Below are 26743 nucleotides of genomic sequence, written 5' to 3'. Positions count from 1 at the left end.
ACGGATATACGTCACGCATGGCCGTATGGCCCACCGCGTGTCATATCTCCGTCACTTTCGCCGGTCGAGTGACCCGACCAGAGCTGCGGCGGGCCGGTAGGCGGCACTCACCCGGTGCCGGCCACTGCCCACCCGCACCTGCACACTGCCGTCGGCGGCCAGCTCCGGCGCACCGGACACCCCGGTGACTGAGTCAAGGTCCGCCGCCGGCAAGGACAGCAGGGCGCGGGCACCGGGCGGGACCTCCACGTCCAGCTCGAACCTCTCGCCGGAGATTTCCCACCGGGTCGCGACCCGGCCGAGCGGGGTCTCCAGCGCCGCGGACGCCCGACTCACCCCGGCGCCTGGCCGCGGCCGGATGAGCAGCTCGCGGTAAGCCGTCGATCCGGGGGCCTGATCGATCCCGCCGAGGCAGGAGTAGATCCAGTCCACCACCGCACCCAGGCTGTAGTGGTTGAAGGAGTTCATCGTCACCGACTGGAAGCCGCCCTCAGGGGTCCAGCCGTCCCAGCGCTCCCAGACCGTGGTGGCGCCGTGCCTGATCGGGAACAGCCAGCTCGGATAGGCCTCCTGCACCAGCAGCGCGTGCGCGAGGTCGTCGTGCCCGTGCTCGCTAAGCACCCGGCAGATCTTGGAGACGCCGACGAACCCGATGGTGAGTCGGTTCCCCGCCTCGCGGACCAGCTCCACCAACCGGTCCACCGCGGCCGGCACCGCCTCAGCGGGAAGCAGATCGTAGTCCAGGGCGAGCAGGTAGCAGGTCTGGGTATCCGAGGTGATCACGGTGCCGTCGACGAACTCGGCGTTGAACGCCACCCGGATCTGCTGCGCCAGCTCGGTGTACTCCTGCACCTCAGCGTCCCGGCCGAGGACCGCAGCGGCCCTGGCCACCAGCGAGGCGGAGTTCGCGAAGTAGGCGGTGGCCAGCACGGCCCGGTCGGTCTCCGGGCCCACATGCAGCCAGTCGCCGTAGTTCGAGCCCACCCGCTTGCGCCAGATCAGGTCAGGGTTCGCCCGGCGGATGTGCTCCACCCAGCCCGCCATCGCGCCGAAGCTGCGCTGCAGCTGGCGGCGGTCGCCGTAGAGGTCGAACAGCGCCATCGGGATGATCACCCCGGCATCGCCCCACGCCGGTGCTCCCTCGCCCATCCACGGGCCGGCCGGTGCGATGTCCCCGAACGCGCCGTCGGAGCTCTGGCCACCGATCACATCGGTCATCCAGTTCGCGAAGAACGCGGACACGTCACACAGCCGCGCCGAAGTAGGCAGGAACACCTGGGCGTCAGCCAGCCAGCCGAGGCGCTCGTCCCGCTGCGGGCAGTCGGTGGGCACGGAGAGGAAGTTGCCCCGCTGGCTCCACCGAGTGTTCGCGACGATCTGGAGCACATCGGGGTTATCGCAGTCGAAGCTACCGGTCTCCTCCAGGTCGCTGCTGACCACGATCGCGGTGACGTCCGCGGCCGCGGGCGGCCCAGCCAGGCCGGCGATCCGCAGGTAGCGGAACCCGTGGAAGGTGAACCGCGGTTCGAAGGTCTCGGTCTCCTCCCCGCGCGGGTAGTACAGATCCCTGGCCTCGGCCCGGCGCAGGTTGTCGGTGTACAGCCGGCCGTCGGCGTCCACGGTCTCGCCGTGGGTGAGCTCGATCAGCTGCCCGGCGACCGGCCGGTGCAGCCGCAGGCGCACATGGCCCACCAGGTTCTGCCCGAAGTCCACCAGCCAGGCGTCGGAGCCAGGTTCCGGCTCGATGCTCACCGGCGTGAGCTCAGCGACCGGGCGCACCGGTGGCGTCACCGACCCGGTCACTGTGGCGGTGTCGTCGCCGAGCACTCGGGCACGCCGCCAACTGGCGTCGTCGAAACCCGGCGAGTCCCACCCGGCCGGACGCCGGCGGGCGTCCACCCCCTCACCCATCAGCAGGTCCGCGTAGAGCCACTCCCCGGCCGACTCGCGCCAGGAGTCGTCGGTGCGGATCACTTCGGTGGCGCCGTCGGCGGCCACCAGGTGCAGCTCGGCGAGCAGGGCCGGGGCGTCACCATAGAGCCGGCCAGCGTTGCGCGGGTCGTAGCCGACGAATCCGCTCCACCACCCATCGGCGAGTGCCACGGCCAGGACGTTCTCCTCGGCTCGCACCGCCTCGGTGACGTCGTAGGTCTGGTAGTGGATCCGGCGGCGGTAGTCGGTCCACCCGGGGTTGAGGGTGCTGTCCCCGACCGTCCTGCCATTCACGCGGGCCTCGTACAGTCCGCGCGCGGTGATGTGCAGCCGTGCCGAGACTACGTCGCGGCGTGGCGTGAACGTGGTCCGCAGCAGTGCCGGCGGGGCGAGCGGGCGACTGTTCCAGGTCAGGTCGTCGTCGACCGGGGCGAGGAAGGCTGACCGGTCCCGGGAGTCGCGGCCGATCCAGCGGGCCACCCAGGGGCGCCCGAGCCGCCCGGTCTCGAACCAGGAGTCGCTCGGCTCGCTGGGCTGATCGTTCTCGTCCCAGACCTGCAGCGTCCAGGTGTAGCGCGTGTACGGCTGCAGGTCGGTCCCGGCATAGGCGATCTCGAGCTGCTCGGCAGAGGCCACTTTTCCGCTGTCCCAGGTCTGCTGCCCGGCCGAGACCACCAGGCGGTACGCGCTCTGCCGGGCGCCGCCTCGTGTGCTGCGCAGTCGCCAGGCAAAGCGCGGCCGCGGCTCGTCCAGGCCGAGTGGGCTCCTCAGGTGCTCGACGCGGAGGGCGTACGGTTCAAGGCTGGTCATCTATCGGGTCACTCTCTCGTTGCTCGTGATCGGCGTCAGGGTGCGTCGGTGGCGAAGACCACCGTGAACGTGGTGGCCGCGGGCTCGACCCGGTAGCGCGCCGGGGTGGCGGGCCCGCAGGAGGAACTGCCGAGGCCGTGCTGGGCGTGGTCGAGATGCAGGTACACCCGGTCCTCGGCGCGGAGCTGGTACGCGGCGACCGCGGTGTCGAGTGCTTCGTCCGACCATCGGCGCGCGCTGAAGTCGAAAGTCGGCACGCCGCTGACCCGCAGCGGGGCGAAGCCCGGGCCGATGAGCTCGAGCCGGCGGGTGCGGTGCCGGTTCCCACTCTCCTGCGGCACCACGTAGCCGAAGTCCAGATCGTCGATCCGGGCGCGGTAGCTGCCCACCTTGGCGGCAGTGTGGCTATCCCGGTAACTCTCCCCCGGGCCCAGCCCGAACCAGCTCACCTGGTCCAGTCCAGCGGGAAGTTCCAGGCGCAGACCCAGCCGCGGCAGCGTCACCTGATGGTGACCGATCGGGGTGTCCTGCCACGGCCCATAGGGCGCGACCCCCACCTGCAGGCGCACGGAGTGGTCCTCGGCCGGAGTCCAGGTGTAGGTGACGTCCAGCCCGAACGCCTGGGTGGCGGGCGCCACCCGTGCGCTGACCTGCAGACCCTGCTCGAGCGGTGTCACGCTGGTAGTGCGGTGGGCCATCCGGTCCAGGCCGACGGCGCGCCACACCTTCACCAGGTTGTTCAGCTCTCCCTGGCCCCGGTCGTTCTCCGTCGGGGCGCGCCACACGTGCAGTCCGAAGCCACTGACTTCCCAGTCACCGAGAGCGAGCACCTCCCCGGTCCGAGCATCCAGACGCGCCGGGCCGACCTGCAGCACGGCGGGTCTGGCGCCAGCAGGTGCATTCCCGGGGGCGGCGCCAACAGGTGGGTTCCCGGCGGCCGCGCCAGCAGGTGCGTTCCCGGTCATGCGGCCGGCGGCGGCCGGGCTCTGCGGCGGAGTGCGTAGCTCCGGGGTGAGCCGGCCCTGCCCCCACGCCACCTCGTGCTCAGCCTCGGCCCACGGCGTCGGGGCGCGCAGCCGCGCGGACACGGTGAGCCAGACCTCTCCCGGCCCCTCGACCGGCTCCGGCAGCGTGGGCAACGGCACGCTGGCCTGCGCGCCAGGCTCGAGCACTGGCACCGGAAGCTCCCCGCTGCCGCACACCTCACCGTCCCGGGTGATCTCCCAGACGAAGTCGAGGTGGGCGCTGCTGAGCACGTCGTGGGCGTTCCGCACCAGCACGGCCTGCTCGGTCACGCTCAGCCGCACCGGTTCGAGCACTTTGGCCAGCTCGATCAGACCGGGCGAGGGCGTGCGATCGGGACGGACCAGCCCGTCGAGGCAGAAGCTGCCCCCGTTCGGTTCATAGTCGAATCGGCCACCGTGCCAGAAGTCGTGCGAGCCATCGGGCTCGGTGCGGCGGATGCCGTGGTCGATCCACTCCCACACGAACGCCCCGGCCATCCGGTCCGAGGATTCCAGGATCTCCTGATAGTCGGCCAGCGAGCCGGGGCCGTTGCCCATGGCATGGGCGTACTCGCAGAGCAGGAACGGGAGGGCTCGACGGCGTTCCTCCAGCGCCGGGTCATCGGCCAGCGCCTCCGGGGGAGGCTCGGTGCGCTGTGCGATCGCACGCAGATCGTCCAGGGAGGGGTACATCAGGGAGTAGAAGTCGGACTGGGCGTAGGTCCTGTCACGCTCGTAGTGCAGCGGCCGGCTCGGATCCCGCTCGCGCAGCCAGCGTTCGATCGCGGCGAAGCCACTGCCGCCTTCGCTCTCGTTGCCGAGCGACCAAATGATCACCGACGGATGGTTCTTGTCCCGCTCCACCATCCGGGCGGTGCGGTCCAGCAGCGCCGGCTCCCAGGTGGGGTCGTCGACCGGGTTACCGTCCCAGTCGGCGTAGATGAAGCCGTGCGTCTCCAGGTCGCTCTCGTCCACCACCCACAGCCCGAGCTTGTCGCACAGGCGGAGGAACTCCGGGTGCGGTGGGTAGTGGGCGGTGCGCACCGCGTTCAGGTTGTGCTGCTTCATCATCAGGATGTCCTGGCGCATCGTGGCCACACTCAGTGCCCGGCCGTGGTCCGGGTCGTGCTCGTGCCGGTTGACGCCACGCAGGTGCACCTGGCGGCCGTTCACCCGCAGCACACCGTCAGCCACGCTGATCGTGCGAAAGCCCACCGGCACGTCCACCTGCTCGGCGCCGACCTGCACCGTGGCCTGGTACAGCCGCGGCACCTCGGCACTCCAGGGCTCAACGTGGGCGATCCGGTGGTCAGCGTTGGTGGGTACACCGACCAGGCCGACCTCGGGGATGCTCAGCTCTCCGGTGACCGCAGCGCCGCCACGCCCGGTGGTCTCCACCCGGAGCCGGCCGGCGCCAGTGTGGTGGTCGTAATCGGCATACACGAACAGGTCGTCCAGGCAGCCGGCCGGCCGCTCGAGCAGCTCGACGTCCCGGAAGATCCCGGGCAGCCACCACATGTCCTGATCCTCCAGGTAGCTGCCGGAGGACCACCGGTGCACCCGGACGCAGAGCACGTTGCCGGACTCCCGCAGGGCGGCGCCGGTGTCGAACTCGAACGGCAGCCGGCTGCCTTTCGAGTGCCCCAGCTCCACCCCGTTCAGCCAGACCCGCCCGCAGGAGTCCACTCCTTGGAACCGGAGCACGCTGCCCTCGGCGCGCCACCCGGCCGGAAGGTCGAAGGTGCGCCGATAGTCCCCGGTGGGGTTCGCCGTCGGCGCGTAGGGGGGATCGATCGGGAACGGGAATGCGGTGTTGGTGTAGAGCGGCACATCGTGGCCACGCAGCACCCAGTGCGAGGGGACGTCGATCTCGCCCCAGCCGGTCAGGTCCAGGTCCGGGTCGGAGAAGCTCTCCCCCGTGCCGGCTGCCGTGGGGCTGAGCGCAAAGGCCCACTGTCCGTTCAGGTTCAGCCGGGCGGCGTCGGAGGTGAAGTCGGCGCGGGGGTGGCGGCGCCCGGAACCAGGGGCCGGGTCGTCGTAGTACGGCACGGAGCTCAGGTCCAATCCTCGGGTGCAGTCAGTCGGTGCAGTCAGTTGGGTGCAGTCAGTCGGTCAGTGGCGACGGCGGTGGGCCGAGCGCGTCCAGGGCGGGCCAGAGGTCCTCAGGGATCGGCGTGGCCAGCAGGGCAGCCAGTTCGGTCAGCCGAGCCTGCGAGCCCAGCCCCACCACCGTGGAGGAGATCATCACCTGGCGGGTGGAGAAGGCGAGCGCCGCAGCGGCCAGCGGCACCCGATGCCTCGCGCAGACCTCGTCGGCGCGCTGTACCCAGGCGAGCAGCTCGGCCGGCGCATCCCGGTAGGCATACCGAGCACCGGAACGAGCGCCGTCGGCAAGCATGCCCCCGCCGAACGGGGCGGCGTTGAAGACCACGATGCCGCGCCGCCGGGCGCGATCGAACAGGTCCGCCGCGGAGCGGTCCACCAAGGTGAACCGGTTGTGGCTGAGCACAGCGTCGAACGCCCCGGTCTCCAGGTACGCGGTGAGCAGGGCCGACGGGCCGGCCGCCACCCCGATCGCGCCGACCGCCCCCTGCTCCCGCAGCTCCACCAGTCCTTGCACCGCGCCGCCCGGTGCCATCGCCTCGGCCACGGTGATCGTGTACGGATCGTGCAGCTGGTACAGCGGCAGGCTGTCCAGGCCGAGACGGGAGGTCGACTCCTCGAACGAGCGCAGCACCCGGTCCCGGTCGAAGGTGCCCGTTCCGAGATCCCGATCGGCCTTGGAGATCACCTGGACGTGTGCGGGCAGCCCGCCGAGGTCGGCGATCGCCCGGCCGATGACCTGCTCGCTGCGCCCACCGTCGTAGGCGTTCGAGGTGTCGATCATGGCGTGCTCGGTCCGGAGGAGGGCCCGGGCGGTCGCCACTGCATCGGCCCGGTCACCGAGGCCGGAGGTTCCCAGCGTGATGGCCGAGGGGGTGAGTGTCGCGTCAGCCCTTGACGGCACCGGAAGTCAGTCCCTTCATGATCTTCTGGCTGACCATGTTTTCTCCTCGAAACTGCTTCCTGTTTTGAAGCGATTCAACGGATGGTAGGAGCGCCCACATCTCACTGTCAACTCCGTGCACATGTGAATATATATGCCTGCACAGGTCGCGGGCCCCGAGGCTCGCCCCACGAGGACGGCCCGGTACCTGGCGCACCGGACCGTCCCCGTGGGCGCGCTGATCAGCCAGCGGCGTCGTACGCCTCTTGGTAGATCTGCAGGTACTGCTCACTGCCGTTGGCCACCAGGGCATCCTGGAACTCCTGCCAGTCGGCATCACTGTCGATATCCCGCACACCGGTGATGAACTCGGCGTCAGCCTGCAGCACCAGGTTCTCCACATTGGTCTGTGCCGTGGACAACTCGGCCGAACTTTCCGCCGGGATCCACAGATTCCAGTACGGGAAGGCCGCGTCCGGGCTGTTCTCCGCGTACGGCTCAGTGGCCTCGAACAGCCGCCGCTCATAGCTGGCGAGTTCATAGATGTCCTCGCCGACCACCTGGGAGCCGCGGAACACCTCGTCGCCGTAGTACTGCGCGATCGGACCCCAGGCCACATTGCTGTTCTCGGTGGCCTCTGCACCGCTGAGCCGGTGTCGCACGAACAGCGGGTCCAGCGACTCGTCCAGTGCGACGTCCCCTTCCTCGGGGTAGTCCCAGGCGACGCCCTCCTCGCCGAACTCGGCACGGAGGTGGTTGTCGTAATCGATCATCCAGTCGACGATCTGCACCAGCGTCGCGGCTTCCTCATCACTGGCATTCGACGTGATCGCGAAGGACGCTCCCACCACCGAGGAGAGCATCTCCGAGGCCGGCGACCCGTTCGGTCCGGTCAACGGCGGCACCGGATCGTAGTTCCGGTCCCGGCCGTCCTCCTGGCCGATGGTGACGAACACGCCCGGGTGGCCGACCACCGTCGAGCCCAGGATCGGGTCTCCCGCGACGTCGCCGGTAGCGAGCAGGGCATCCTGGTTCTGCGTGAAGGTGGACTCGTCCAGCAGGCCGTCCTCGTACAGGGCGTGGACGTAGGTCAGCCCCTCACGCCAGGCGTCGAGGGTCGGCTGCAGCGTGACCGTGTCGCCGTCGAGGGCCAGCGAGGCCGGGATGACGCCGTCATCGGTGGGCGAGGCCATGTAGACGAACGGGTTCATCAAGTACGGCAGTACCGAGCTGGAGAAGCCAGTCATCGGGATCTCGTCCGCCTGGCCGTTCCCGTTCGGGTCGTCCTCCTTGAAGGCGGTGAGCACCGCCCGCAACTCTTCCGGCGTGGTCGGCTGCTCCATCCCGACGGCGTCCAGCCAGGCGGAGTTCATCCACAGCTTGGACGGGTAGGTGCAGTGGAAGCAGTCGTTCCACTGCGGCAGGCCCCAGACCGTCCCGTCCGGCGCGGTGGAGAGCTGTTCCCACTCCGGTGTCTGCTCCCAGGCCGCCTGGAGGTTCGGGGCATTCTCGGTGAGCAGATCGTTCAGCGGCCGGATCACTCCCTGGTCACCGAGCTTGAGCAGCTCAGCAGGGGTGAACTGATCCACCCACGGGATCAGCAGGAACGCATCCGGGTAGTCGCCGCTGGCGAGGGTGATCTGGCGGGACTCCGAGGCTGCACCCGCGTCCCAGGTGGTGGTCTCGAACTGCAGGTCGACGTCGAACTCCTCCTCGAGCAGCAGGGTGAGCTCGTTGGTGTTCAGATCCGATTCCGGGCCCTGCTGACTGTAGATGGTGATGACACCGTCATCTTCGCCACCACCATCGCCGCCACCTCCTCCTCCGCCTGGTGCACAGGCAGCGATGGTCAGGGCCAGGCCGGTAGCGATCGTCGCCGCCGCAATCCGGTGTCGGCGTGTCATATGGTGCCTCTCTTCGTTGTGAGGGGGTGCCGGCGAGGGTCGACGGCAGGGGATGTACACGGGGGTCAGCCCTTGACCGCGCCGAGGAGCAGACCCTTGGTGAAGTAACGGGCGACGAACGGATAGATGAGCATCATCGGGACCGTCGAGATCACGATGAGGGAGTACTTCAGCAAGTTCGCCAACTGTTGTCGCTCCAGGGCCGAGGCGGCATCGGCGCCGGAGTCGGTATTGAGGATGAGGATGTTGCGCAGCACCAGCTGCAAGGGGTAGAGGCTGTCGTCGCGCAGATAGATCAGCGCATCGAAGTAGGAGTTCCACTGTCCGATCGCGTACATCAGCGCGATCACCGCGATCATCGGCGTGGCAAGCGGAAGGATCAGCTTCCACAGGATGCGCAGGTCACTGGCACCGTCGATCTCCCCGGCCTCGCGGACGTCGTCCGGGATCGCTGACCGGAAGTAGGTGATCGCCAGGATCGCCGGCCAGACCGCCACCGCTTTCGGAATGATCATCGCCCAGCGGGTATCGAGCATCCCGGTGGCCTGCACCACCAGGTAGGTCGGGATCATCCCGCCGGCGAACAGCATGGTGAACACGACCGCCCCGGTGAGCACTTTGCGACCGACGAAGTCCGCCCGGGAGAGCGGATAGGCGAGCATCACCGTCAGCGCGACGCTGAGGAGAGTTCCGACCGCGGTGTAGAACAGCGAGTTGGCGAAGCCGCTGAGGATCTTCGGATTGGTCAGCGCGACCTCGTAGCCACGAAGGGTGAACTCCACCGGCCAGAGGAACACACGGCCGGCGGAGACCGCCCCCGGGCTGCTCACCGAGCTGACCACGATGTACCACAGCGGCAGCAGCACCACGAGCAGGAAGGTGACCAACAGGATGTAGACGCCGATCATAAAGACTCGGTCGACGGGCGACTCCCGTGGCCGGGTAGGCCGCCGGGAGCGAGAACGCCGTCGGGCAGTCAGCAGGTTCACCACAGTCCGCTCCCCGTCACTCGCTTGGACACTTTGTTCACCACGAGGAGCAGCACCAGGTTGATCACCGAGTTGAACAGCCCCACGGCCGTCGCCAGGCTGAAGTCGGCATTCTGGATGCCCAGCTTGTAGGTGTAGGTGGCGATGATCTCCGACTGGGACAGGTTCAGCGGGTTCTGCAGCAGGAAGGCCTTCTCGAAGCCGACCGCCATGATGCTGCCGACCGAAAGGATCAGCACCACCACGATCGTGGGAGTGATGCTGGGCAGATCCACGTGCCAGATCTTCTGCAGCCGGTTCGCGCCGTCGACCTTCGCCGCCTCGTACAAGGCGGGGTCGACACCGGCGAGCGCGGCCAGGTAGATCACCGCGGAGTAGCCGGCCGTCTGCCACACCTCGGTCCAGACATAGACATGTCGGAAGAAGTCCGGTTGGGCCAGGTAGTCGGTGGCCGGCAGCCCGAAGAAGCCGGTCACTTCACTGATCAGCCCGATCCTCGGGGAGAGAATAAGGATCGCCATCGACACCACGATCACCGTGGAGATGAAGTACGGCGCGTAGGTGACCATCTGCACGGTCCGCTTGAAGAAGCGGCCGCGGATCTCATTCAGCGCGAGCGCGAGGATGATCGGGATCGGGAAGCTCGCGATCAGCGCGTACAGGCTCAGCAGGAAGGTATTGCTGACCACTGTGGTGAACATCGGGTTCGTGAAGAACCGCTCGAAGTACTCCAGGCCGGCCCAGTCGCTGCCCCAGATGCCCTCGATCACGTTGTAGTGCTTGAACGCAATGATCCCGTTCGCCATCGGCACGTACTGGAACATCACGAAGTAGGCCAGCGGCGGTATCACCAGCAGGTAGAGCTGCCAGCGCCGGCGCAGCGCCTTGCGCAGCCGTCCGGGTCGCCGGTGCGGCGTCGGGTCAGCCGGCAACTTGTTCGCCGCGAGGGTGGGCAGTGGAGGCGCTTGTGTCATCGCCGACGCCCGGCCTGTGTCTGCACCGCTACGTGCTCCTCTCGATGAGCGCCCGGCCGTGGCGCGTGCGACTCGGGAGCCGGGTCGCGCACCTGTGACCGCTTCGTCTGGTGAATCGTTTGTCCAGATGGTAATATGTCTTACTAGCGATTCGCAACCCCCAACTACAGATTCGTTGAATAGGCTTGTATGAAGGGGTTGCCAGGATTACCTGGCTACGGTCTATGGTGTCTCCACTCAGTAAAATCGATTCTCCGAGGTGACGGTGTCGTCAACGTTCTCGTCCACAGTTCAGCCGAGCGGCTCAGCGGCGGTCCCCGAGTCCGCCGACTCTGCACACTGCCTCGAGCTGAGCACTCCGGCGGCCGAGTGGGTGGAGGCGATGCCGGTGGGAAACGGCCGCCTCGGCGCGATGGTGTACGGCGGAGCCGACGACGAGTTGATCTGGCTGAGCGAGGGCACGGTGTGGTCGGGGCCGCCGCGGCGGCCGCAGCCGCACCCGGTCACCCCGGAGACGGCGCGAGCGGCGCTCTCTGCCGCCCGGACCGCGGCAACGGCCGGGGACTACGTCGCCGCCGAGCACGCACTGCACGCACTGCAACACTCCTCCCCACAGTCTTTCCAGCCGTTGGCGCGGCTGCGCCGGCGAATCGGCGCTCCGGCGGCCGAGCCCGCCGGACAGGCGGAGGTGGTGCCGGCACAGGACGCCGGCGCGGTCAGCGACGCCGGTGCGGTGAGCGCTGTCGCGCCGGAGGGCTACGCCCGTGGTCTGGACCTGCGAACCGCGACGGCCTGGACCCGGGCCGGTGCAGTCAGTTCGGCCCATGCGGCCGGTGCCACGATCAGTCAGCGAGTCTTCGCCAGTGCACCGCACCAGGTGCTGGTCATCGACGTCGCCGGCGCCCGCGGAGGAGTCTCTTTCACGCTGGACTCACCGCTCCAGCTGGAACAGACCGGCACTGAGGATACTGAGGCCTGGGCCGTGCTCCGCGCCCCGGACGATGTCCTTCCCGCCGTGCAGCGCGAGCCGGATCCGATCCGCTGGGCGGCGGACCCGCGCGGGGTGCAGGCAGCGGTCGTCATGCGCGTGCTCGGTGGTGCTGCCCGCACCCGGGCCACGGCGGACGGGCTGGTGATCGAGGTCGACGGCGATGCCACCTTGGTCGTGGCGGTGCGCACCACGTTCACGCACCTGGGTCAGGATCCTGCCGACGATGTCGGCCCGGCACTCGCACGGGCGCGCCAGCTCTGCCGGGACGCGGTGGCTGCCGGTCTGGAGGAAGTGCACGGCAAGCACGTCGCGGCACACCGGGAGCTCTACGACCGTGCCGAACTGCAGCTCGGCACCCGCACCGGGGCGAACGCCGGTCCCACGAACACCACCGCGCTGATCGACGCCGCCGATGCCGGCGGCGCGGCTGCCGCCGGCGGCCCGGAGCTGGTCGCGCTGCTGTTCCAGTACGGCCGGTACCTGCTGATCTCCAGCTCCCGCCCAGGTGGCACACCGGCCAACCTGCAGGGCATCTGGAACCAGCGGATGCAGCCACCGTGGAGCTCGAACTTCACGATGAACATCAACCTGGAGATGAACTACTGGCTGGCCGAGACCACCGGCCTGGCCGAGTGCGCCGAGCCGCTCTTCGAGTTCATCGAGGCGCTCGCCGGACGGGGCCGCGAACCGGCCCGCCGGATCTACGGCTCGTCCGGTTGGGTGGCACACCACGCCAGCGACATCTGGGCCTTCGCCGACCCGATGGGGGACGGCCACCACGACCCGGCCTGGGCCTTCTGGCCGTTCGCGGGCGTATGGCTGACCACGCACCTGGTGGACCGGGTCACGTTCAGCCGCGACGAGGCCGCCGCCCGCCGGTTCTGGCCCACCCTGTGCGGTGCGGCCAGATTCGTGCTCGACTGGCTCGAGCCGCGCGCGGACGGGTCGCTCGGCACCTCGCCGGCCACCTCACCGGAGAACCGGTTCCTGGTCCCCGGCACCGACCAGACCTCCTCGGTCGCCGCCGACGCCACGATGGACCTGGTGCTCTCCCGCCACCTGCTCGACTCACTGCTGCGGCTGGCGGACACCTACGCGCTGCGCGCCAGCAGCCCCGAGCTGTGCCAGGAAGCCGAGGCTGCGCTGCCTCGGATCCTCACCCCCGGCGTGGACAGCGCCGGCTTGCTCCGCGAGTGGGCCGACGTGGAGCAGATGGCCGACCCGCACCACCGACACATCGCCCACCTGGTGGCGATCCACCCGACTGACCGAACGCCGTCGGAACCGGTCGCAGCGGCAGCGAGCCGAAGCCTGGACGCCCGCGGCGACGAGGGCACCGGCTGGTCGCTCGCCTGGAAAATGGCGATGCGAGCACGACTGCACCAGGCCGACGGTGCCGGCCGGCTGCTCGAGAAGTTCATCCGCCGTGCAGTGGAGGTCGAGCCCGGGCCTACCGGCGGCCGTTGGCGTGGCGGGCTCTACCCGAACCTGTTCTCCGCCCACCCCGTTCCAGATCGACGGCAACCTCGGCATCGTCGCGGCGCTCGCCGAGTGCCTGCTGCAGTCGCATGCGGGTGCTCTCGATCTGCTCCCGGCGCTGCCGCCGCACCTGCCCGATGGTCAGGTCCGGGGCTTGCGCGCCCGCACCGGGCTGAGCGTCGACCTGCAGTGGCGTGCCGGAGAGCTCACCGAGGCGCGGATCACCTCCGAGAACCGCGAGCCCCAGACGGTGCGGGTGCGCTGCGGCGCAGACGAGCTCACCGTCGACCTTCCACCCACCGGCTCAGCCGTACTCACCGGCGCCGACCTCTCTCAGGAGTCCTAGCCATGACAGTCCCTCAGCCCGGAGCTCCCCTGCCGTTGGAGGGGTTCCTGGTCCTCGACTTCAGCCAGTTCCTCGCCGGACCGGTGGCGGCACTCCGGCTCGCCGATCTCGGCGCCCGGGTGATCAAGATCGAGCGTCCCGGCACTGGCGACATCGGCCGCGGCCTGGCGTTCGCCGGCGCCCGGGCCGGTGGCGACACCGTCTCGTTCCACGCCATGAACCGAGGTAAGCAGAGCGTGGCCGCCGACCTCAAGGACCCCGAGCAGCTCGCCTTCGTACGCCGCCTGGTGGAACAGGCCGATGTGGTGGTGGAGAACTTCCGCCCCGGAGTGATGACCCGCCTCGGACTGGACTACGACGCGATCCGGGCGGTGAACCCCGGGGTGGTGTACGGCTCGATCACCGGGTACGGCGATGCCGGCCCCTGGGTGGACCGGCCCGGTCAGGATCTGCTCGCCCAGTCGATCTCCGGCCTGCCCTGGTTGCAGGCCGATCCCGAACCGAACGCGTTCGGGATCTCGATCGCCGACCACCTGGCCTCCTGCCACCTCGCGCACGGCATCACCGCGCTGCTGCTGCGCCGGCTGCGTACGGGGATCGGCGGCCAGGTGCAGACCTCGCTGCTGGAGGCGATGCTCGACCTGCAGTTCGAGATGCTGTCGGTGCGGCTGACCGAACCGGGGGCGATCACCTCTCGCCCGCGGGGCCCGCACAGTGCCCATACCTACCTCCCCGCGCCCTACGGGGTGTACCCGACCGCGAATGGTCACCTGTCGATCGCGATGAACCCGGTGCCGCAGCTCGGTGAGCTGCTGGAGATCCCCGAGCTGACCGTGCTGACCGAACCGGAGACCTGGTGGACCGAGCGCGAGCGGATCGAGATGCTGCTCGCCGCCCGGCTGCGCACCGCCAGTACGGAGCACTGGCTCGCGGTGCTGGATGCCGCCGACGTCTGGTGCGCCCCGTTGCACACCGTGGACGAGCTGGTCGAGCACGAAGGTTTTCACGCGATCGACATGGTGCAGACCCTCACCCGTGACGAAGCCGATGGCGCCCGCACCGAGGTGACCACCACCCGGCTGCCGATCCGTCTGGACGGCCAGCGCGTCTGGGGCCGCGGCGGTGCCCCGGTGCTCGGTGCGGACACCGAGCAGGTGCACGGCGAGCTTGCCCCGCAGGTGGCCGGGAGCCTGCCGTGACCCTCCGACTGCGCGGGATCACCTGGGACCATCCCCGTGGTCACGGCAGCATCGTGGCCGCCAGCCGGGCCTATGCGGCGAGCAGCGGCGTGCAGATCGACTGGGACGCCCGCTCGCTGCAGGCGTTCGCCGACCAGGGTCTGGCTTCGCTCACCGAGTCCTACGACCTGCTGGTCATCGATCACCCGCACATCCCCGAGGCGGCGCACGCCGGGCTGCTCGCTGCCCTGCCCGACGGCGACGGTCCAGCGGAGTTCGTCGGTCGCAGTGCGCAGAGCTACTGCTGGCAGGGCGCCCGGTACGGCCTGGCCATCGATGCGGCCGCCCAGGTCGCGGCCTACCGGCCGGACCTCCTCCCCGAGCCCCCACGCACCTGGGCGGAAGTGCTCGACCTGGCGAGGGACGGCGTCGTGCTCTGGCCGGCGAAGCCGATCGACGCGTTCGCCTCCACCTTCACGCTCGTCTCGGGCCTGCAGGGCGCGGACGCGGGCCAGGGCCGCTTCGCGGACCCGGCCGCGTTCGCCGAGGCCTGGCACCTGCTTGGCCGGCTGCGCGATCTGGTCCCGCCCGAGTGCCGTAGCGCGAACCCGATCCAGGTGGCCGACCGGATGGCGACCGAGAACCGCTGGGCCTACGCACCGCTGCTGTACGGGTACACGAACTACTCCCGCCCCGGGTTCCGCGACCAGCTGCTGTGCTGGAGGGACATCCCGGAGATCGACGGCCAGCCGCGGGGCTCGATGCTCGGCGGTGCCGGGCTGGCGGTCTCCGCCCGGACCGCCCATCCGGAGGAGGCGATCGCCTTCGCCACCTGGGTGGCCACCGGCCTGGTGCAGCGCGGGGTGTACGCGCTCGGCGGCGGCCAGCCCGGGCACCTGACCGCGTGGATGGACCCGGACCTGGACGCCCTCACCCACGGCTTCTTCTCCGGCACCCGCCGCACCCTCGACCAGGCCAGCCTGCGTCCCCAGCACCCGGACTTCATGGCGGTGCAGGACGCCGCCTGCGAGCGGGTGCACCGGGGGCTGTGGGAGCGCGAGGCGGCAGCCCCGGTGCTCGAAGACCTGGACCGGATGTTCACAGCTTTGGCAGAGGAGGCCGAGCATGCAGGTCGTTGACCGCTACCTGGAGGACTACCGCCTCGGCGAGGAGCGGCGCACGCTCGGCCGCCAGATCACCGAAGCGGACGTGGTCCTGCACGCCGGCCAGACCGGCGACTTCTTCCCGCACCACATGGACGAACGCTGGTGCATCGAGGAGGCCGGTCTGCCGGGCCGGATCGCGCACGGCACGCTGATCATCTCGATCGCCGTGGGGATGACCGCCGGGGACGTCAACCCGCAGGCGATGAGCTACGGCTACGACCGGATCCGGTTCATCAAACCCGTCTACCTGGGCGATAGCATCACCGTCCGGGCGGAGATCACCGAGATCGCCGACCATCCCCGCCGCCCCGAGCTCGGCCGGGTGGACGAGCAGGTGACGGTGACGAACTCCGACGGCGATATCGTGCTCTCGCTGGTGCATCTGTACGTGGTCAACAAGCGGGGTGAACGCACGTGATCGACGCCCACCTGCACGTCTGGGACCGGGCGCGGTCGCGGTACGCCTGGCTGGACGGCGCGCCTGAACCGCTGCGCGCCGACCACTCGCTGGCACAGGCCTTCGAGGCCCTGACCGGGGCCGGGGTGGAGCAGGCCGTGCTCGTGCAGGCCGACGAGACGCTCGCCGAGACCGACTATCTGCTCGAGCTGGTGGCCGCGGACCCTCGCCTGGCCGGCGCCGTCTGCTACCTGCCGCTGGAGGACCCGGAGACCGTCGCGGCGCAACTGCCGGTGCTCACCGCGACGCCGGACTTCGTCGGGATCCGCAACCTCACCCACGACCGGAGCGACCCGGACTGGATCCTGGGTACCGATCAACGCCGCAGCCTCGCGCTGATCGAGGAGGCTGGCGTCCCGCTCGACTATGTGTCCGTACTGCCGCGGCACCTGGAGAACCTCATCCGGCTCGCTCGCGACCATCCCGGCCTCCCCTTCGTGCTGGATCATCTCGGCAAGCCGCCGGTGGGGCTCGACGGCGACTACCGCCGGTGGCAGGATCAGCTCGCCGAGCTCGGGTCGCTGGCCAATGTGGTGGCCAAGGTGTCCGGGATCTACCGGGCCGATGGCGCGGCCGTCTCCGCCCAGGAGATGGATGCCGTACTGGCCACCGCGCTGGCCGTGTTCTCCGCTGACCGGCTGATGATCGGCAGCGACTGGCCGATGTGCACCGTCTCCGGTGGCACCGAGGTGACGATGAACGTGCTCACCGCTGCCGTCGACCGGCTGCCGCCGGAGCAGGCGCAGGCGCTGCGCGCGGATACGGCCTCGCGGGTGTACGGACTGGACCGCGCAGCGCCACAGGACAACCGATGACGCTCATCGATCGCGACCCGGACCCCGCCTACTTGGCCGGGCCGCCGAGCGAACCGGTGCCGATCGTGCTCGTCGGTGCCGGCGGGATCGCTCGGGACGCGCACCTGCCCGCCTACCGCAAGGCGCAATTTCCGGTGGCCGCCATCGTCGACGTCGACGGCGACCGCGCGGCGGGCCTCGCCGCCGACTTCGGCGTACCGACCACCCACACCGACATCGCCGAGGCTGTCGCCGCCCACGGCCGAGACGTGGTCTATGACGTCGCGGTGATGCCGGACGCCTTCGCCTCGATCCTCGAAGCCCTGCCCGACGGCGCGGCGGTGCAGCTGCAGAAGCCGCTCGGTTACACCTACGCCCAGGCCGGCGAACTGGTCGACCTCGTCACCCGCAAGAACTTGGTCGCCGCAGTAAACACCCAGCTGCGGTTCGCACCCCAGGTGGCCGCCGCCCGCCGGCTGATCGCCGCCGGGACGATCGGTGAGCTGATCGACCTCGAGGTGCTGGTGCGGGTGGAGACCCGGTGGGAGCTGTTCCCGAGCGTGTTCGCGCTGGACCGGATGGAGATGCCGATGCATTCGGTGCACTACGTGGACCTGGTCCGCTCCTTCGTCGGCGACCCCACCGGTGTCAGCGCGATGACGACGGCCCATCCGGACAAGAAGCTCGCCAGCACCCGCAGCGCCTACCTGCTGCACTACGCCCACCGCCCGCTGCGGGTGACGGTCAGCACGAACCACGACCACACGTTCGGGCCGGCGCACCAGGAGGCCGCGGTGCTCTGGCACGGCACCGAAGGGGCGATCCGCGCCCAGCTCGGGCTGCTGCTGGACTACCCGCGCGGCGGACCGGACCTGCTCGAGGTGACCACCGGCACAGGCTGGCGGGCGATCGAGGTGGACGGCTCCTGGTTCCCGGACGCCTTCATCGGCTCGATGGGCGCGCTGCAACGCTATGTGACCGGCGAGGCGGCCACCCTGCCGACGGCGGCCACCGACGCGCTGCGGACCATGGCCGTGCTCGAGGCGGCACACACCGCCGGTCAGGCAGGTGGCCATCCGCTGCCGTGACTCAGCTCCCGCCGGGCGGTGCGGTCGACGCCCGCAGGATGAGCTCTGCAGCCGGATCGTCGATGATCCGGCTGCGGCTGTCCGGTGTCTGCAGGCCGGCGAGCAAGACATCCACCGCTGTGGAGCCCAGTGCGGCCATCGGCAGCCGGATCGTGGTCAGCGCTGGCGCGCAGGTGATCGCCGGCCAGATGTCGTGGATCGCCACCACGGAGAGGTCCCGGGGCACGTCGAAGCCCATCTGGCCAGCCTCGGTCAGGGCGCCGATACCGGCGTTGACGTTACCGACCACGAGGGCGGTCGGGGTCGGTTCGCGGCTGAGCAGCAGCCGGACCGCGTCCCGTGCCGACCGGTAGGTGTAGCCCAGGCTGGTCTGGTGTGCCGGTGCAAGCGTGAGCCCGGCCTCAGCGAGGGTCTGCACCACTCCGGCTCGACGGCGGTCGTTGGTGTCGGAGGTTCGAACGCCACCGACGTAACCGATCACGGTGTGCCCGAGCTCGAGCAGATGGCGGGTGGCCAGGACGCCGGCCGCGGTGTCGTCGATGGCGACCGTCGCCACCCCCGGTACCGGGCCGGAGTTGATCATCACCGTACGCTCCGGCCGGCCGAGCGCCTGGGCGACGAGTTCGGCGGGGGCATCGTCGCCCTTCTGCAGCAGCACACCGTCCACCAGCCGTTCGCTGAGCAGGCGGGTGAACCCGTCACTGCCGGGCTGCATCCGCGGGCTGGACGCCAGCAGCACCGAGTAGTCCTGGTCCAGAGCGCGCGACTCCACGCCGTTGACCAGGTCGGTGAAGGTCGCGTTGGTGACATCCGGGACCACGAGCGCGAGCAGATGCGTGCGCGAGCGGCGCAGCGACCGGCCGGCGGAGTTCGGGGCGTAGCGCAGCAGCCGGGCCGAGGCCAGCACACGTTCGCGGGTCTGAGGCCGGATCCTGATCGACGGGTCGGAGTTGAGCACGCGTGAGACGACCGACACCGACACCCCGGCGTGGCCGGCCACATCTCGCAGCGTCACCATCCTCGGATCGTAGTAGCGCTGGGCGCCCGGTGCACAAACGATTCACCAACGAGTTCGTCCCCCGATCGGAGTCCCTCCTGTGATCGACCGAGAAGCCGTCGTCCGCCGTCACTCGATCCGCTACCAGCAGCCGGAGCCGGAGGCACCGCTGTCCGTGGGCAACGGTGAGCTGGCCTTCACCGTGGACCACACCGGTCTGCAGACCTTCGCCGACCGGTACGAACGCGACGCCGCCCGCGAGCGCGGTGAGGCTGCCACGCCGTTGGGTACCCAGGCCCAGTGGGGCTACCACTGGGCACCCAACCCCGAGGGCTACCGGCTGAGCGACACCTCGGAGGCCTACTCCAGCCCGCGCGGGCCGATCCAGTACCCGACGGCGTACGACTTCCGCGAGGATCGAGCCGCCTCCGAGGCTTCCGGGCGCGGGGCCGGCTACTACTTCTGGACCAACCCGCAGCGGCTGCACCTGGCCCGGATCGGCCTCCTGCTGGATGGCCGTGCCCCGAAGTGGGACCAGGTGCGCGCCCGCTCGCAGGAACTGGACCTGTGGACCGGCCTGGTGGTCAGCCATTTCGACCTGGCCGGCATCGGCGTCGAGGTGCGCACCGCCGTCGACCCCGACCGCGATGCGATCGCCGTCGAGGTCGCCTCGCCCCTGCTCGCCGACGGGCGCCTGGCCGTCGAGATCGCGTTCCCGTACGTGCAGGAGAGCTTCGAAGCGCCGCCGGTCTGGGACCGGCCGGAGGCGCACAGCACCTCCTCCCGGAGCGAGGCCGGCGCGCAGGTGTGGGATCGCCGCCTCGATGAGGCGACCTACCAGGTGCGCGCGGCCGGTACCTTCGCCGTCACCGGCGAAGGGCACCACTGGGTACTCACGCCCGACGGCGACACGTTGCGCGCCGTCGTCGAGCTCGCCCCCGCTCTGGGTGCCGAGGTGCTCGACGACGCCCGGGCGGTCTTCGACCGCTCAGCCCGCGGCTGGGAGCAGTTCTGGACCCGTGGCGCCGCGCTCGACCTGGACGCCAGCAGCGACCCGCGGGCGCGGGAGCTGGAGCGACGGATCGTGCTCTCCCAATACCAGACCGCGGTGCACTGCTCCGGTAGCACACCGCCGCAGGAGACCGGTCTGGTGTGCAACAGCTGGGGTGGCACCTTCCACCTGGAGATGCACTGGTGGCACGCCGCACACTTCCCCGCGTGGGGCCGCCCAGAGCTGCTCGAGCGCAGCCTCGGCTGGTACGCCGCCATCCTCCCGGTGGCCCGGCGCATCGCCGCCGCTCAGGGGTTCCGCGGAGCCCGGTGGCCCAAGCATGTCGGGCCCGAAGGCGTGGAGAGCCCGAACGAGATCGGGCCGCTGCTGCTCTGGCAGCAGCCGCATGTGATCCACTACGCAGAGCTGCTCCGGGCCTCGGCCGCCCGTCCGGGCACTGTGCGGGACCGGTACCGCGAGCTGGTGGACGAGACGGCGGAGTTCCTCGTCTCGTTCGCGCTGGCGGGATCCGATGGCAGCTACCACCTGCCGCCGCCGCTGATGCCGGCCCAGGAGGTGTACGGCGCCGCGCGCACGTGGGACCCGCTGTTCGAGGTGTCCTACGTGCGCTGGGCGCTGCAGGTGGCCCTGGGCTGGCGCCGGGCCGACGGCCGCGAGGAGCCGTCGGAGTGGGCACAGGTGGCGGCCGGGCTGCGCCCGGTGGTCAGCGACGACGGCCACTACGACGCCGTACAGGACCCGCCGCGCACCGTCTACACCGACCATCCGGCGATGCTCGGCGCCCTCGGGGTGGTGCCCGATACCGGGGCGATCGACCACGCCGCGATGCTGCGCACGCTGGAGCGTGCCTGCGAGCGCTGGGAGTGGCGCAGTGCGTGGGGCTGGGACTTCCCGATGATCGCGATGTGCGCGACCCGGCTGGGCCGCGCCGACATCGCCCTCGACGCGCTGCTGCGTACCGAGGACAAGAACACCTTCCTGGCGAACGGGCACAACCGGCAGGTGCCGCACCGGATGCCGCTGTACCTGCCCGGCAACGGCGCCCTGCTGATGGCCGCCGCCCTGTTGTTCGGTGGTTGGACCGGCGCCGACGGCACCCCCAGGCGAGCCGACCTACCCACCGGATGGGCCGCCGTCGCCGAGGGCTTTCCGGCCCGACCATGACCACGCGTGATGGTGACGGGGAACGCGCACACCACGCCGACTTGACCTGAGCCCGACCGAGACGAGGAGCCCTCCACCGATGGATGCCCTGACCAGCCATGGCGAGTGGGTGACGCACCCCGCGTGGGCCAGCGATGACCCACCCTGGGAACAGCCGACTCTGCGCACCCGGTGGCACCTCGCCGGTCCCCCGGTTCGAGCCGTGCTGCACGTGCTCGGGCTCGGCGTCTGGCACGCGCGGATCGGCGGCGTCCCGGTGAGCGCCGACCTGCTGGAACCGGGGGTGAGCACGTTCGAGACGCGGGTGAGCGCCCGCAGCTACGACGTGACGGGCCTGCTGCGCGCCGGGGAGAACGAGCTGGTGCTGCAGCTCGGCGAAGGGCCTGCCCATGTGCGGGCCGCTCCCGGCCGGTACACCAAGTTCGTCGGCGGCACCCTCGGCCCCCGCGCCCGGGTGGTACTCGAGCTCGAGGACGCCACCGGGCGGCACCTGCTCGGCTCCGACAGCGGCTGGCAGGCACGCCTGGGTCCGACCGTGTTCTGCCACTGGTACGGCGGCGAGGACTACGACGCGCGCCTCGAGCCGGCGGGCTGGCTCACCGCGACCACGAGCAACGACGGCTGGGGGCCGGTCGCCGTGCTCGGCGGCCCCGCCGACGGCCCGACGCCGTGGCGCCGCCGGGCACCGGCGATGCGCGTGCAGCAGGTGGTGGAGCCAGCCGCGATCACCCGCCACCCCACCTCGTTCGTGGTGGACCTGGGCCGGAACATCGCCGGGGTGCCGAAGGTGACCATCACCGGCCTGGACCGCGGCGCGAGCCTCGTCCTGCGGCCCGCCGAGTACCTGAGCGAGGGGCAGGTGGACCAGTGCTCGACCGGGTCGCCGATCCTGGACACCTACACCAGCGCCGGAACACCGGCAGTGTGGCAAACCCAGTTGGTCTACCACGGCTTCCAGTATCTCCAGGTCGAGCAGCGCGATCCCGCCGGCCGGCCGGTGGCGCCCGACCCGGAGCAGATCCGCGTGCAGGCGCTGCAGGTGATGACCGATGACCGCCCCACCGGGGCGCTGCACTTGGGCGATCCGGTGCTGCAGGGCATCGATGACCTGATCACGAACGCGGCCCAGTCGAACCTGATGACGGTACCGACCGACTGCCCGCACCGGGAGAAGCTCGGCTGGCTGGAGCAGCTGCACCTGGTGTTCGAGCCGCTGGCCTTCCGGTGGGACGTGCGCGAGCACTTCCACGACATGATCACGCACATGGGCGACGCCCAGACCAGCACCGGGCTGATCCCGGACATCGCGCCCGAGCTCGTCGTGTTCGATTTCGACTGGGAGCCGGGCTTTCGCGACGACGTGAACTGGGGCGGCGCGATCTGGCACCTGCCCGCGCTGCTGTGGCGGCACTACGGCACTCTGGAACCCGCTGAACAGGCGTGGGAAGCAGGGCTGCGCTACCTGTCCTATCTCGACGACCGCGCCGGTGACGGTCTGCTCGCCACCGGGCTCGGTGACTGGATCGCCCTGGACGAGAGCACTCCCCGGCCGCTGGTCGCCGCCTGGGGGCACGCCCGCGTACTGGACAGCGCCGCGACCCTCGCCCGGGCCCTCGGCCGGCCGGCCGACGAACGCCGGATGCGCAGCCGCGCAGCCGAGGTGCGCGGGCAGATCGCTGAGCAGTACACCGGGGAGCTGGCGTCCGGCTCACAGGCCACTGCGGCGCTGCTGGCCGACTCGGGCGCGCTTGACGAGGACAACCAGGCACGCGCCGTGGACCACCTGATCACCCTGCTGCGGGAGGGCGACGACCAGCTCACTGTCGGCGAGATCGCTCTGCCGGCCGTGCTCCGCACGCTGGTAGCGGCCGAGGAACACGAGCAGATCTACCGGTTCGTCACCCAGACCGCCGGTCCGAGCTACGGGCAGATGCTCGCCGACGGTGCCACGGCGCTCGTCGAGCACTGGACCGGTATGCGCAGCCGGAAGTCGGCGAACCACTTCATGCTCGGCGCGATCGGCACCTGGTTCCTGGAGTCGGTGGCCGGGCTGCGGCACGCTTCCGACGGCGTGGGCTGGCGGCGCGCCGTCGTCTCACCTCGCCCGCTCGACTCGGTGCCGACGGCGTCGCTGACGTTCGACAGCCCGGGCGGTACCTACGTACTCGACTGGCAGCGCGAGGCCGATCAGCTGCGTATCCGTCTCGACGTCCCGGCGCAGGCCGAGGCCCAGTGTGTGCCACCGCCCGGCTACTCCGGGCCGGTCGAGGTCCGCGGCTCCGGCCGGCATGAGATCACCTACACCAGGAGGGCCCGATGACGGCACCCACCGGACGGCTCACGGAGCGGCTGGCCACCCCGCACAAGGAGGGCGAGCTGGTGCTCGCCCCCAGCTTCCGGGCGGGCGACTTCTACTCCCACGGCGTGGACTGCCCGTTCGTGTTCCGGCACCAGGGCCGCCTGGGAATGACGGTGATCGGCTGGGACGGGATCGGCTACCAGAGTGGTCTGTCCTGGTTCGACGGCAGTGCGTGGTCCGAGCCCGAGCTGGTCTTCGGCCGCGACCCCTCGTCCGCGCACCGCCGGTACAACGCGGCTCTCACCTCGATCATGCGGGAGGTGGACCTGGCTGGCGACGGTGAGCTGCTCGCCGTCGACGGCTGGTACTACGGCACCTATCACGCCTATCCGGGTGCGGGGTACGAGGAGGGTCCGGGCGTCGTCGGCATCGTCCGCAGCCGCGACCTACGCCACTGGCAGGAGTACGGCGGGCTGCTCCGCCCGCAGGATGGTGCAGCGTGGGAACGGGGTGGTCTGTACAAGTCCTGGCTGATGCATCACGAAGGTGAGTTCTGGCTGTTCTACAACGCCAAGGACGCCTCCCCCCGCGGCTGGCAGGAACAGACCGGAGCGGCGCGCTCTACCGACCTGCACCACTGGGAACGGGTGGGCAGCCAGCCGCTGGTCCGCAACGGGGAGCCCGGCGCGATCGACGACCGGTTCGCTTCCGACCCGTGCGTGCTGCGCGACGGTGATCTGTGGGTGATGTTCTACTTCGGGCTGTGCAGCGACGGCCGCGCCCGGGAGACGTTCGCGACGTCCACGGATCTGCTCACCTGGCAGCGGTCCGAACACGTGCTGATCGACGTCGGCCCGGACGGGAGCATCGACTCCGCCTACGCACACAAACCGGCGGTGATCACCACCGACGGCCGGCTGGAGCACTACTACTGCGCGGTCGCCCGGCTGGCGGAGCCGGTGCTGATCGGTGACTTCCGGCAGCGGGAGCGGCGCGGGATCGCCGTCGCCCGGTCCTGACGCTCACCCAGTGGTCATCATCCGCGGGTGAGGTTTCCGTCGCTTTTCGGGCCGCGAGCGACGGAAATCCCACCCACCAGATGCAGTCGGTGCATCGGCGGGGCGCTCAGCCGAGTCACTCCCAGAGGAGCTGCACGTCCCAGGCGCCGAGCTCCAGCTGCGGCTGGCTGCTGCCGTCGTCGCTGTGCTGACCGGCCGGCCAGCCGATCGTGACGGGCTCGCCGGACCAGTTGAAGTAGAAGTGCAAGCGCTCGTGCTCACCGGTCGCGGAGCTGTGCGTGACCGAGGGCGCGTTGCACCTGAACGGGCGCAGATTGCTCAGCTCGCTGACCGTCTCCAGGAGCGCGACGGCGGCCGCATCGTCCGGTACGAAACCCACCGTGGTCACGCGGCCGGGTCCGTACGTCATCGTGGTCGCGGCCGCGAACGCCCCGAGCTCGGGGTGGTCGAACCGGGCGATCGGCTCCGCGACGTCGGGCTCGAGGAGATCGGTCCAGCCGTGCGCAGCGCCGAGCGTCGCACCGTCCCGGCCGATGATCGGCACCGGCGCGCGCAGGGTAGTGAACTCCTGGTAGCGGGTACCGGCGAGATCGGCGAGGCCGCCGGGCTGGGGGTCTCGGCGCACCACGGCCCACTCGTCGGCGTACCCGGTGCGAGGTCCGAGCACGAGATGGCCTCCCGCGGCGTGGTACTCGCGCAGGGTGGCCAGGACGCCGTCGGGTGCGCTGTACAACCCGGGCACCACCAGCACCGGATACCGCTCGGCCAGCTCGGCCCCGCTGGGCAGTGCGCGGTCGTGCAGCACGTGCGCTTGCAGTCCGGCGTCGAAGGCACCCTTGTAGAACGCCTCGAAGATCCGCTGGTAGCCGCGCGAGTGCGGCGCCGCGCCCTCGTCACCGAAGACCGGCTCGAATGCGAGCGCGTACTTGGACGGCGTGGAGAACACGAAGGCGAGATCGGCATCGGGTGTGGTGGCGGCCACTCGCTCACCGATGTCCTGGATCTCCTGCCCGAGCTCGGCAATGTTGCGGTACACCCGGCCCGGGAGCTGGTCGTGCGGAAGCACGCCCACCCAGTGGGTCTCGGTGCCGTAGTGGTTGGTGTGCCAGTGCCAGTATTCGATCAGCCGCGCGCCGCGGCCGATCTGCGCCCAGGCGGCCTGCCGCCACTGCCCGTCCCAGCCGGGTTCGCTGACGTTGGCGAAGTTGATCGCGCCCGCATTGGTCTCGGTGACCAGGAACGGCGCCTGCTTCGAGCCGAACATGCGGTCCGCCTGCAGGAATACGCTCCAGGTGCCGTCGCTCATCCACGTCTGCGGCCGAGTGGTGGCCGGGTGAGCGAGCCCGTCCTGCATCCGGTAGTACGCGTTGCCCGAGGCGATGTCGAGCTCCGCGGCGATGCGCAGGTCGTCAGCGGCAACCCGGTCGTAGGCGATGCACGTGGTCAGCCACTGCTCGGGCCGGGCGAGCTCACGCATGATCCTGGCCTGCCAGGCGATGAACTCCGCGACGACTTCCGCCTGGTACAGCCGCCATGCCAGGTCGTACTGGGGCTGGGCGTTGCCGTCCGGGCGCCAGAGGTCGTCCCAGGTGCTCAGCCGGTGGGACCAGTAGGCCAGGCCCCAGCGGTCGTTGATCGTGGTGACGTCGTCGAACTGGTTCGCAAGCCAGGTCTTGAAACCGGCGAACACGCCCTCGTTGTGCAGGAGCAGTACACCGGGCTCGTTGTCGAGCTGGTATCCGACGACGGCCGGATGGTCTGCGAACTCTGTCACCATCGTGGCGATCACCCGCTCGGCGTACTGCCGGAAGGTCGGGTGGGTGATGTCGATCTCCTGGCGGGCACCCCAGGGACGGCGCACACCCGTCTTGGTCTCGGCGGCGATCTCGGGGTGCGCGCGGGCCAGCCACGGCGGCACCGCGTAGGTGGGTGTGCCGAGGAGGACCTCGATGCCGTGGGAGTGCGCCGCGTCGAGGACCTCGGTCATCCAGCCGGTCTCGAAGCGGCCGTCCTCGGGCTCCCAGGTGCTCCACGTCGACTCACCGACGCGGATCACGCTGAAGCCTGCCTCCTGCATCAGCCGCATGTCCTCGGCCAGGCGCGGGCTGGGCTGGTACTCGGTGTAGTACGCAGCCCCGAATCCGACCCCCACGC

Annotated in this window: 17 protein-coding genes and 1 pseudogene; 10 read left to right on the top strand and 8 right to left on the bottom strand. The window is 70.2% G+C overall.

Annotated features, from left to right (window positions below; genetic code table 11):
- Nucleotides 1-51: 51 nt before the first annotated feature.
- The 6 genes from FU260_RS02460 to FU260_RS02435 all read right to left on the bottom strand — a co-directional run bounded on the left by FU260_RS02460 (nt 52) and on the right by FU260_RS02435 (nt 10599).
- A complete protein-coding gene (locus tag FU260_RS02460) occupies nt 52-2742 on the bottom strand; it encodes an alpha-L-rhamnosidase (RefSeq protein WP_147915625.1) in 2691 nt (896 codons plus the stop codon).
- Nucleotides 2743-2777: 35 nt separating this feature from the next.
- Entirely contained in the window at nt 2778-5810 is a 3033-nt protein-coding gene (locus FU260_RS02455; RefSeq protein WP_147915624.1) for a glycoside hydrolase family 2 TIM barrel-domain containing protein, read from the bottom strand.
- A gap of 40 nt (nt 5811-5850) precedes the next feature.
- Nucleotides 5851-6753 carry an aldo/keto reductase gene (locus FU260_RS02450; RefSeq protein WP_147915623.1) on the bottom strand — a complete coding sequence of 301 codons (903 nt, stop codon included), beginning with the start codon at nt 6751-6753 and terminating at the stop codon, nt 5851-5853.
- A 221-nt stretch (nt 6754-6974) separates the two neighbouring features.
- Nucleotides 6975-8636, bottom strand: coding sequence for a type 2 periplasmic-binding domain-containing protein (locus tag FU260_RS02445; RefSeq protein WP_147915622.1), 1662 nt, complete (start codon nt 8634-8636; stop codon nt 6975-6977).
- A 65-nt stretch (nt 8637-8701) separates the two neighbouring features.
- Complete coding sequence (locus FU260_RS02440; RefSeq protein ID WP_147915621.1) at nt 8702-9544, bottom strand: carbohydrate ABC transporter permease; 843 nt, start codon at nt 9542-9544, stop codon at nt 8702-8704.
- 77 nt (nt 9545-9621) lie between these two features.
- On the bottom strand, nt 9622-10599 hold the full coding sequence (locus FU260_RS02435; RefSeq protein WP_147915620.1) for an ABC transporter permease: 978 nt from the start codon (nt 10597-10599) through the stop codon (nt 9622-9624).
- Between the two features lie 259 nt (nt 10600-10858).
- Between FU260_RS02435 and FU260_RS24535 the strand changes: the two are divergent.
- The 7 genes and pseudogenes from FU260_RS24535 to FU260_RS02410 all read left to right on the top strand — a co-directional run.
- Nucleotides 10859-13084 (top strand): annotated as a pseudogene (locus tag FU260_RS24535) (glycosyl hydrolase family 95 catalytic domain-containing protein); the annotation flags it as partial.
- Nucleotides 12984-13415 carry a glycoside hydrolase family 95-like protein gene (locus FU260_RS24530; RefSeq protein WP_425328563.1) on the top strand — a complete coding sequence of 144 codons (432 nt, stop codon included), beginning with the start codon at nt 12984-12986 and terminating at the stop codon, nt 13413-13415. The pseudogene FU260_RS24535 and the gene FU260_RS24530, both read left to right, overlap by 101 nt.
- Nucleotides 13416-13417: 2 nt before the next feature.
- On the top strand, nt 13418-14614 hold the full coding sequence (locus FU260_RS24525; RefSeq protein ID WP_148239416.1) for a CaiB/BaiF CoA transferase family protein: 1197 nt from the start codon (nt 13418-13420) through the stop codon (nt 14612-14614).
- Entirely contained in the window at nt 14611-15732 is a 1122-nt protein-coding gene (locus FU260_RS02425) for an extracellular solute-binding protein (RefSeq protein WP_168211612.1), read from the top strand. The genes FU260_RS24525 and FU260_RS02425 overlap by 4 nt, the downstream gene beginning before the upstream one ends.
- Entirely contained in the window at nt 15719-16177 is a 459-nt protein-coding gene (locus FU260_RS02420; protein WP_147915617.1) for a MaoC family dehydratase, read from the top strand. Before FU260_RS02425 ends, FU260_RS02420 begins: the two co-directional genes overlap by 14 nt.
- On the top strand, nt 16174-17031 hold the full coding sequence (locus FU260_RS02415) for an amidohydrolase family protein (protein ID WP_147915616.1): 858 nt from the start codon (nt 16174-16176) through the stop codon (nt 17029-17031). The genes FU260_RS02420 and FU260_RS02415 overlap by 4 nt, the downstream gene beginning before the upstream one ends.
- A complete protein-coding gene (locus FU260_RS02410) occupies nt 17028-18098 on the top strand; it encodes a Gfo/Idh/MocA family protein (protein WP_147915615.1) in 1071 nt (356 codons plus the stop codon). Before FU260_RS02415 ends, FU260_RS02410 begins: the two co-directional genes overlap by 4 nt.
- 1 nt (nt 18099) lies before the next feature.
- On the opposite strand, the gene FU260_RS02405 is transcribed toward FU260_RS02410, so the two are convergent.
- Nucleotides 18100-19116 (bottom strand): LacI family DNA-binding transcriptional regulator, encoded by a 1017-nt coding sequence (locus tag FU260_RS02405; RefSeq protein WP_147915614.1) that lies wholly within the window; start codon nt 19114-19116, stop codon nt 18100-18102.
- Nucleotides 19117-19195: 79 nt separating this feature from the next.
- On the opposite strand from FU260_RS02405, the gene FU260_RS02400 reads away from it, so the two are divergent.
- The 3 genes from FU260_RS02400 to FU260_RS02390 all read left to right on the top strand — a co-directional run bounded on the left by FU260_RS02400 (nt 19196) and on the right by FU260_RS02390 (nt 24589).
- Nucleotides 19196-21271: a hypothetical protein gene (locus FU260_RS02400; protein WP_147915613.1), complete on the top strand. Its 2076-nt coding sequence runs from the start codon at nt 19196-19198 to the stop codon at nt 21269-21271.
- 79 nt (nt 21272-21350) lie between these two features.
- Nucleotides 21351-23591, top strand: a complete 2241-nt coding sequence (locus FU260_RS02395) for a family 78 glycoside hydrolase catalytic domain (protein WP_147915612.1) — start codon at nt 21351-21353, stop codon at nt 23589-23591.
- Entirely contained in the window at nt 23588-24589 is a 1002-nt protein-coding gene (locus FU260_RS02390; protein WP_147915611.1) for a glycoside hydrolase family protein, read from the top strand. The genes FU260_RS02395 and FU260_RS02390 overlap by 4 nt, the downstream gene beginning before the upstream one ends.
- 115 nt (nt 24590-24704) lie before the next feature.
- Here the strand turns inward: FU260_RS02390 and FU260_RS02385 are convergent, their stop codons facing one another.
- The gene (locus tag FU260_RS02385) at nt 24705-26741 is read right to left on the bottom strand and encodes a beta-galactosidase (RefSeq protein ID WP_210418181.1); all 2037 of its coding nucleotides are present in this window, start codon (nt 26739-26741) and stop codon (nt 24705-24707) included.
- Between the last annotated feature and the right edge of the window lie 2 nt (nt 26742-26743).

Origin of the sequence: Ruania zhangjianzhongii, from assembly GCF_008000995.1 — a bacterium.
Classification (GTDB): Bacteria; Actinomycetota; Actinomycetes; order Actinomycetales; family Beutenbergiaceae; genus Ruania; species Ruania zhangjianzhongii.
The sequence above is the reverse complement of the archived record's forward strand: the minus strand, read 5'-3'. Positions and strand labels throughout refer to the sequence as shown.

What these genes read in the sequence shown, in the direction of transcription:
- FU260_RS02460 (WP_147915625.1), bottom strand. Translation starts at nt 2,742, where the DNA reads ATGACCAGCCTTGAACCGTACGCCCTCCGCGTCGAGCACCTGAGGAGC.
- FU260_RS02445 (WP_147915622.1), bottom strand. Translation starts at nt 8,636, where the DNA reads ATGACACGCCGACACCGGATTGCGGCGGCGACGATCGCTACCGGCCTG.
- FU260_RS02440 (WP_147915621.1), bottom strand. Translation starts at nt 9,544, where the DNA reads ATGATCGGCGTCTACATCCTGTTGGTCACCTTCCTGCTCGTGGTGCTG.
- FU260_RS02435 (WP_147915620.1), bottom strand. Translation starts at nt 10,599, where the DNA reads ATGACACAAGCGCCTCCACTGCCCACCCTCGCGGCGAACAAGTTGCCG.
- FU260_RS24525 (WP_148239416.1), top strand. Translation starts at nt 13,418, where the DNA reads ATGACAGTCCCTCAGCCCGGAGCTCCCCTGCCGTTGGAGGGGTTCCTG.
- FU260_RS02420 (WP_147915617.1), top strand. Translation starts at nt 15,719, where the DNA reads ATGCAGGTCGTTGACCGCTACCTGGAGGACTACCGCCTCGGCGAGGAG.
- FU260_RS02410 (WP_147915615.1), top strand. Translation starts at nt 17,028, where the DNA reads ATGACGCTCATCGATCGCGACCCGGACCCCGCCTACTTGGCCGGGCCG.
- FU260_RS02405 (WP_147915614.1), bottom strand. Translation starts at nt 19,116, where the DNA reads ATGGTGACGCTGCGAGATGTGGCCGGCCACGCCGGGGTGTCGGTGTCG.
- FU260_RS02395 (WP_147915612.1), top strand. Translation starts at nt 21,351, where the DNA reads ATGGATGCCCTGACCAGCCATGGCGAGTGGGTGACGCACCCCGCGTGG.
- FU260_RS02390 (WP_147915611.1), top strand. Translation starts at nt 23,588, where the DNA reads ATGACGGCACCCACCGGACGGCTCACGGAGCGGCTGGCCACCCCGCAC.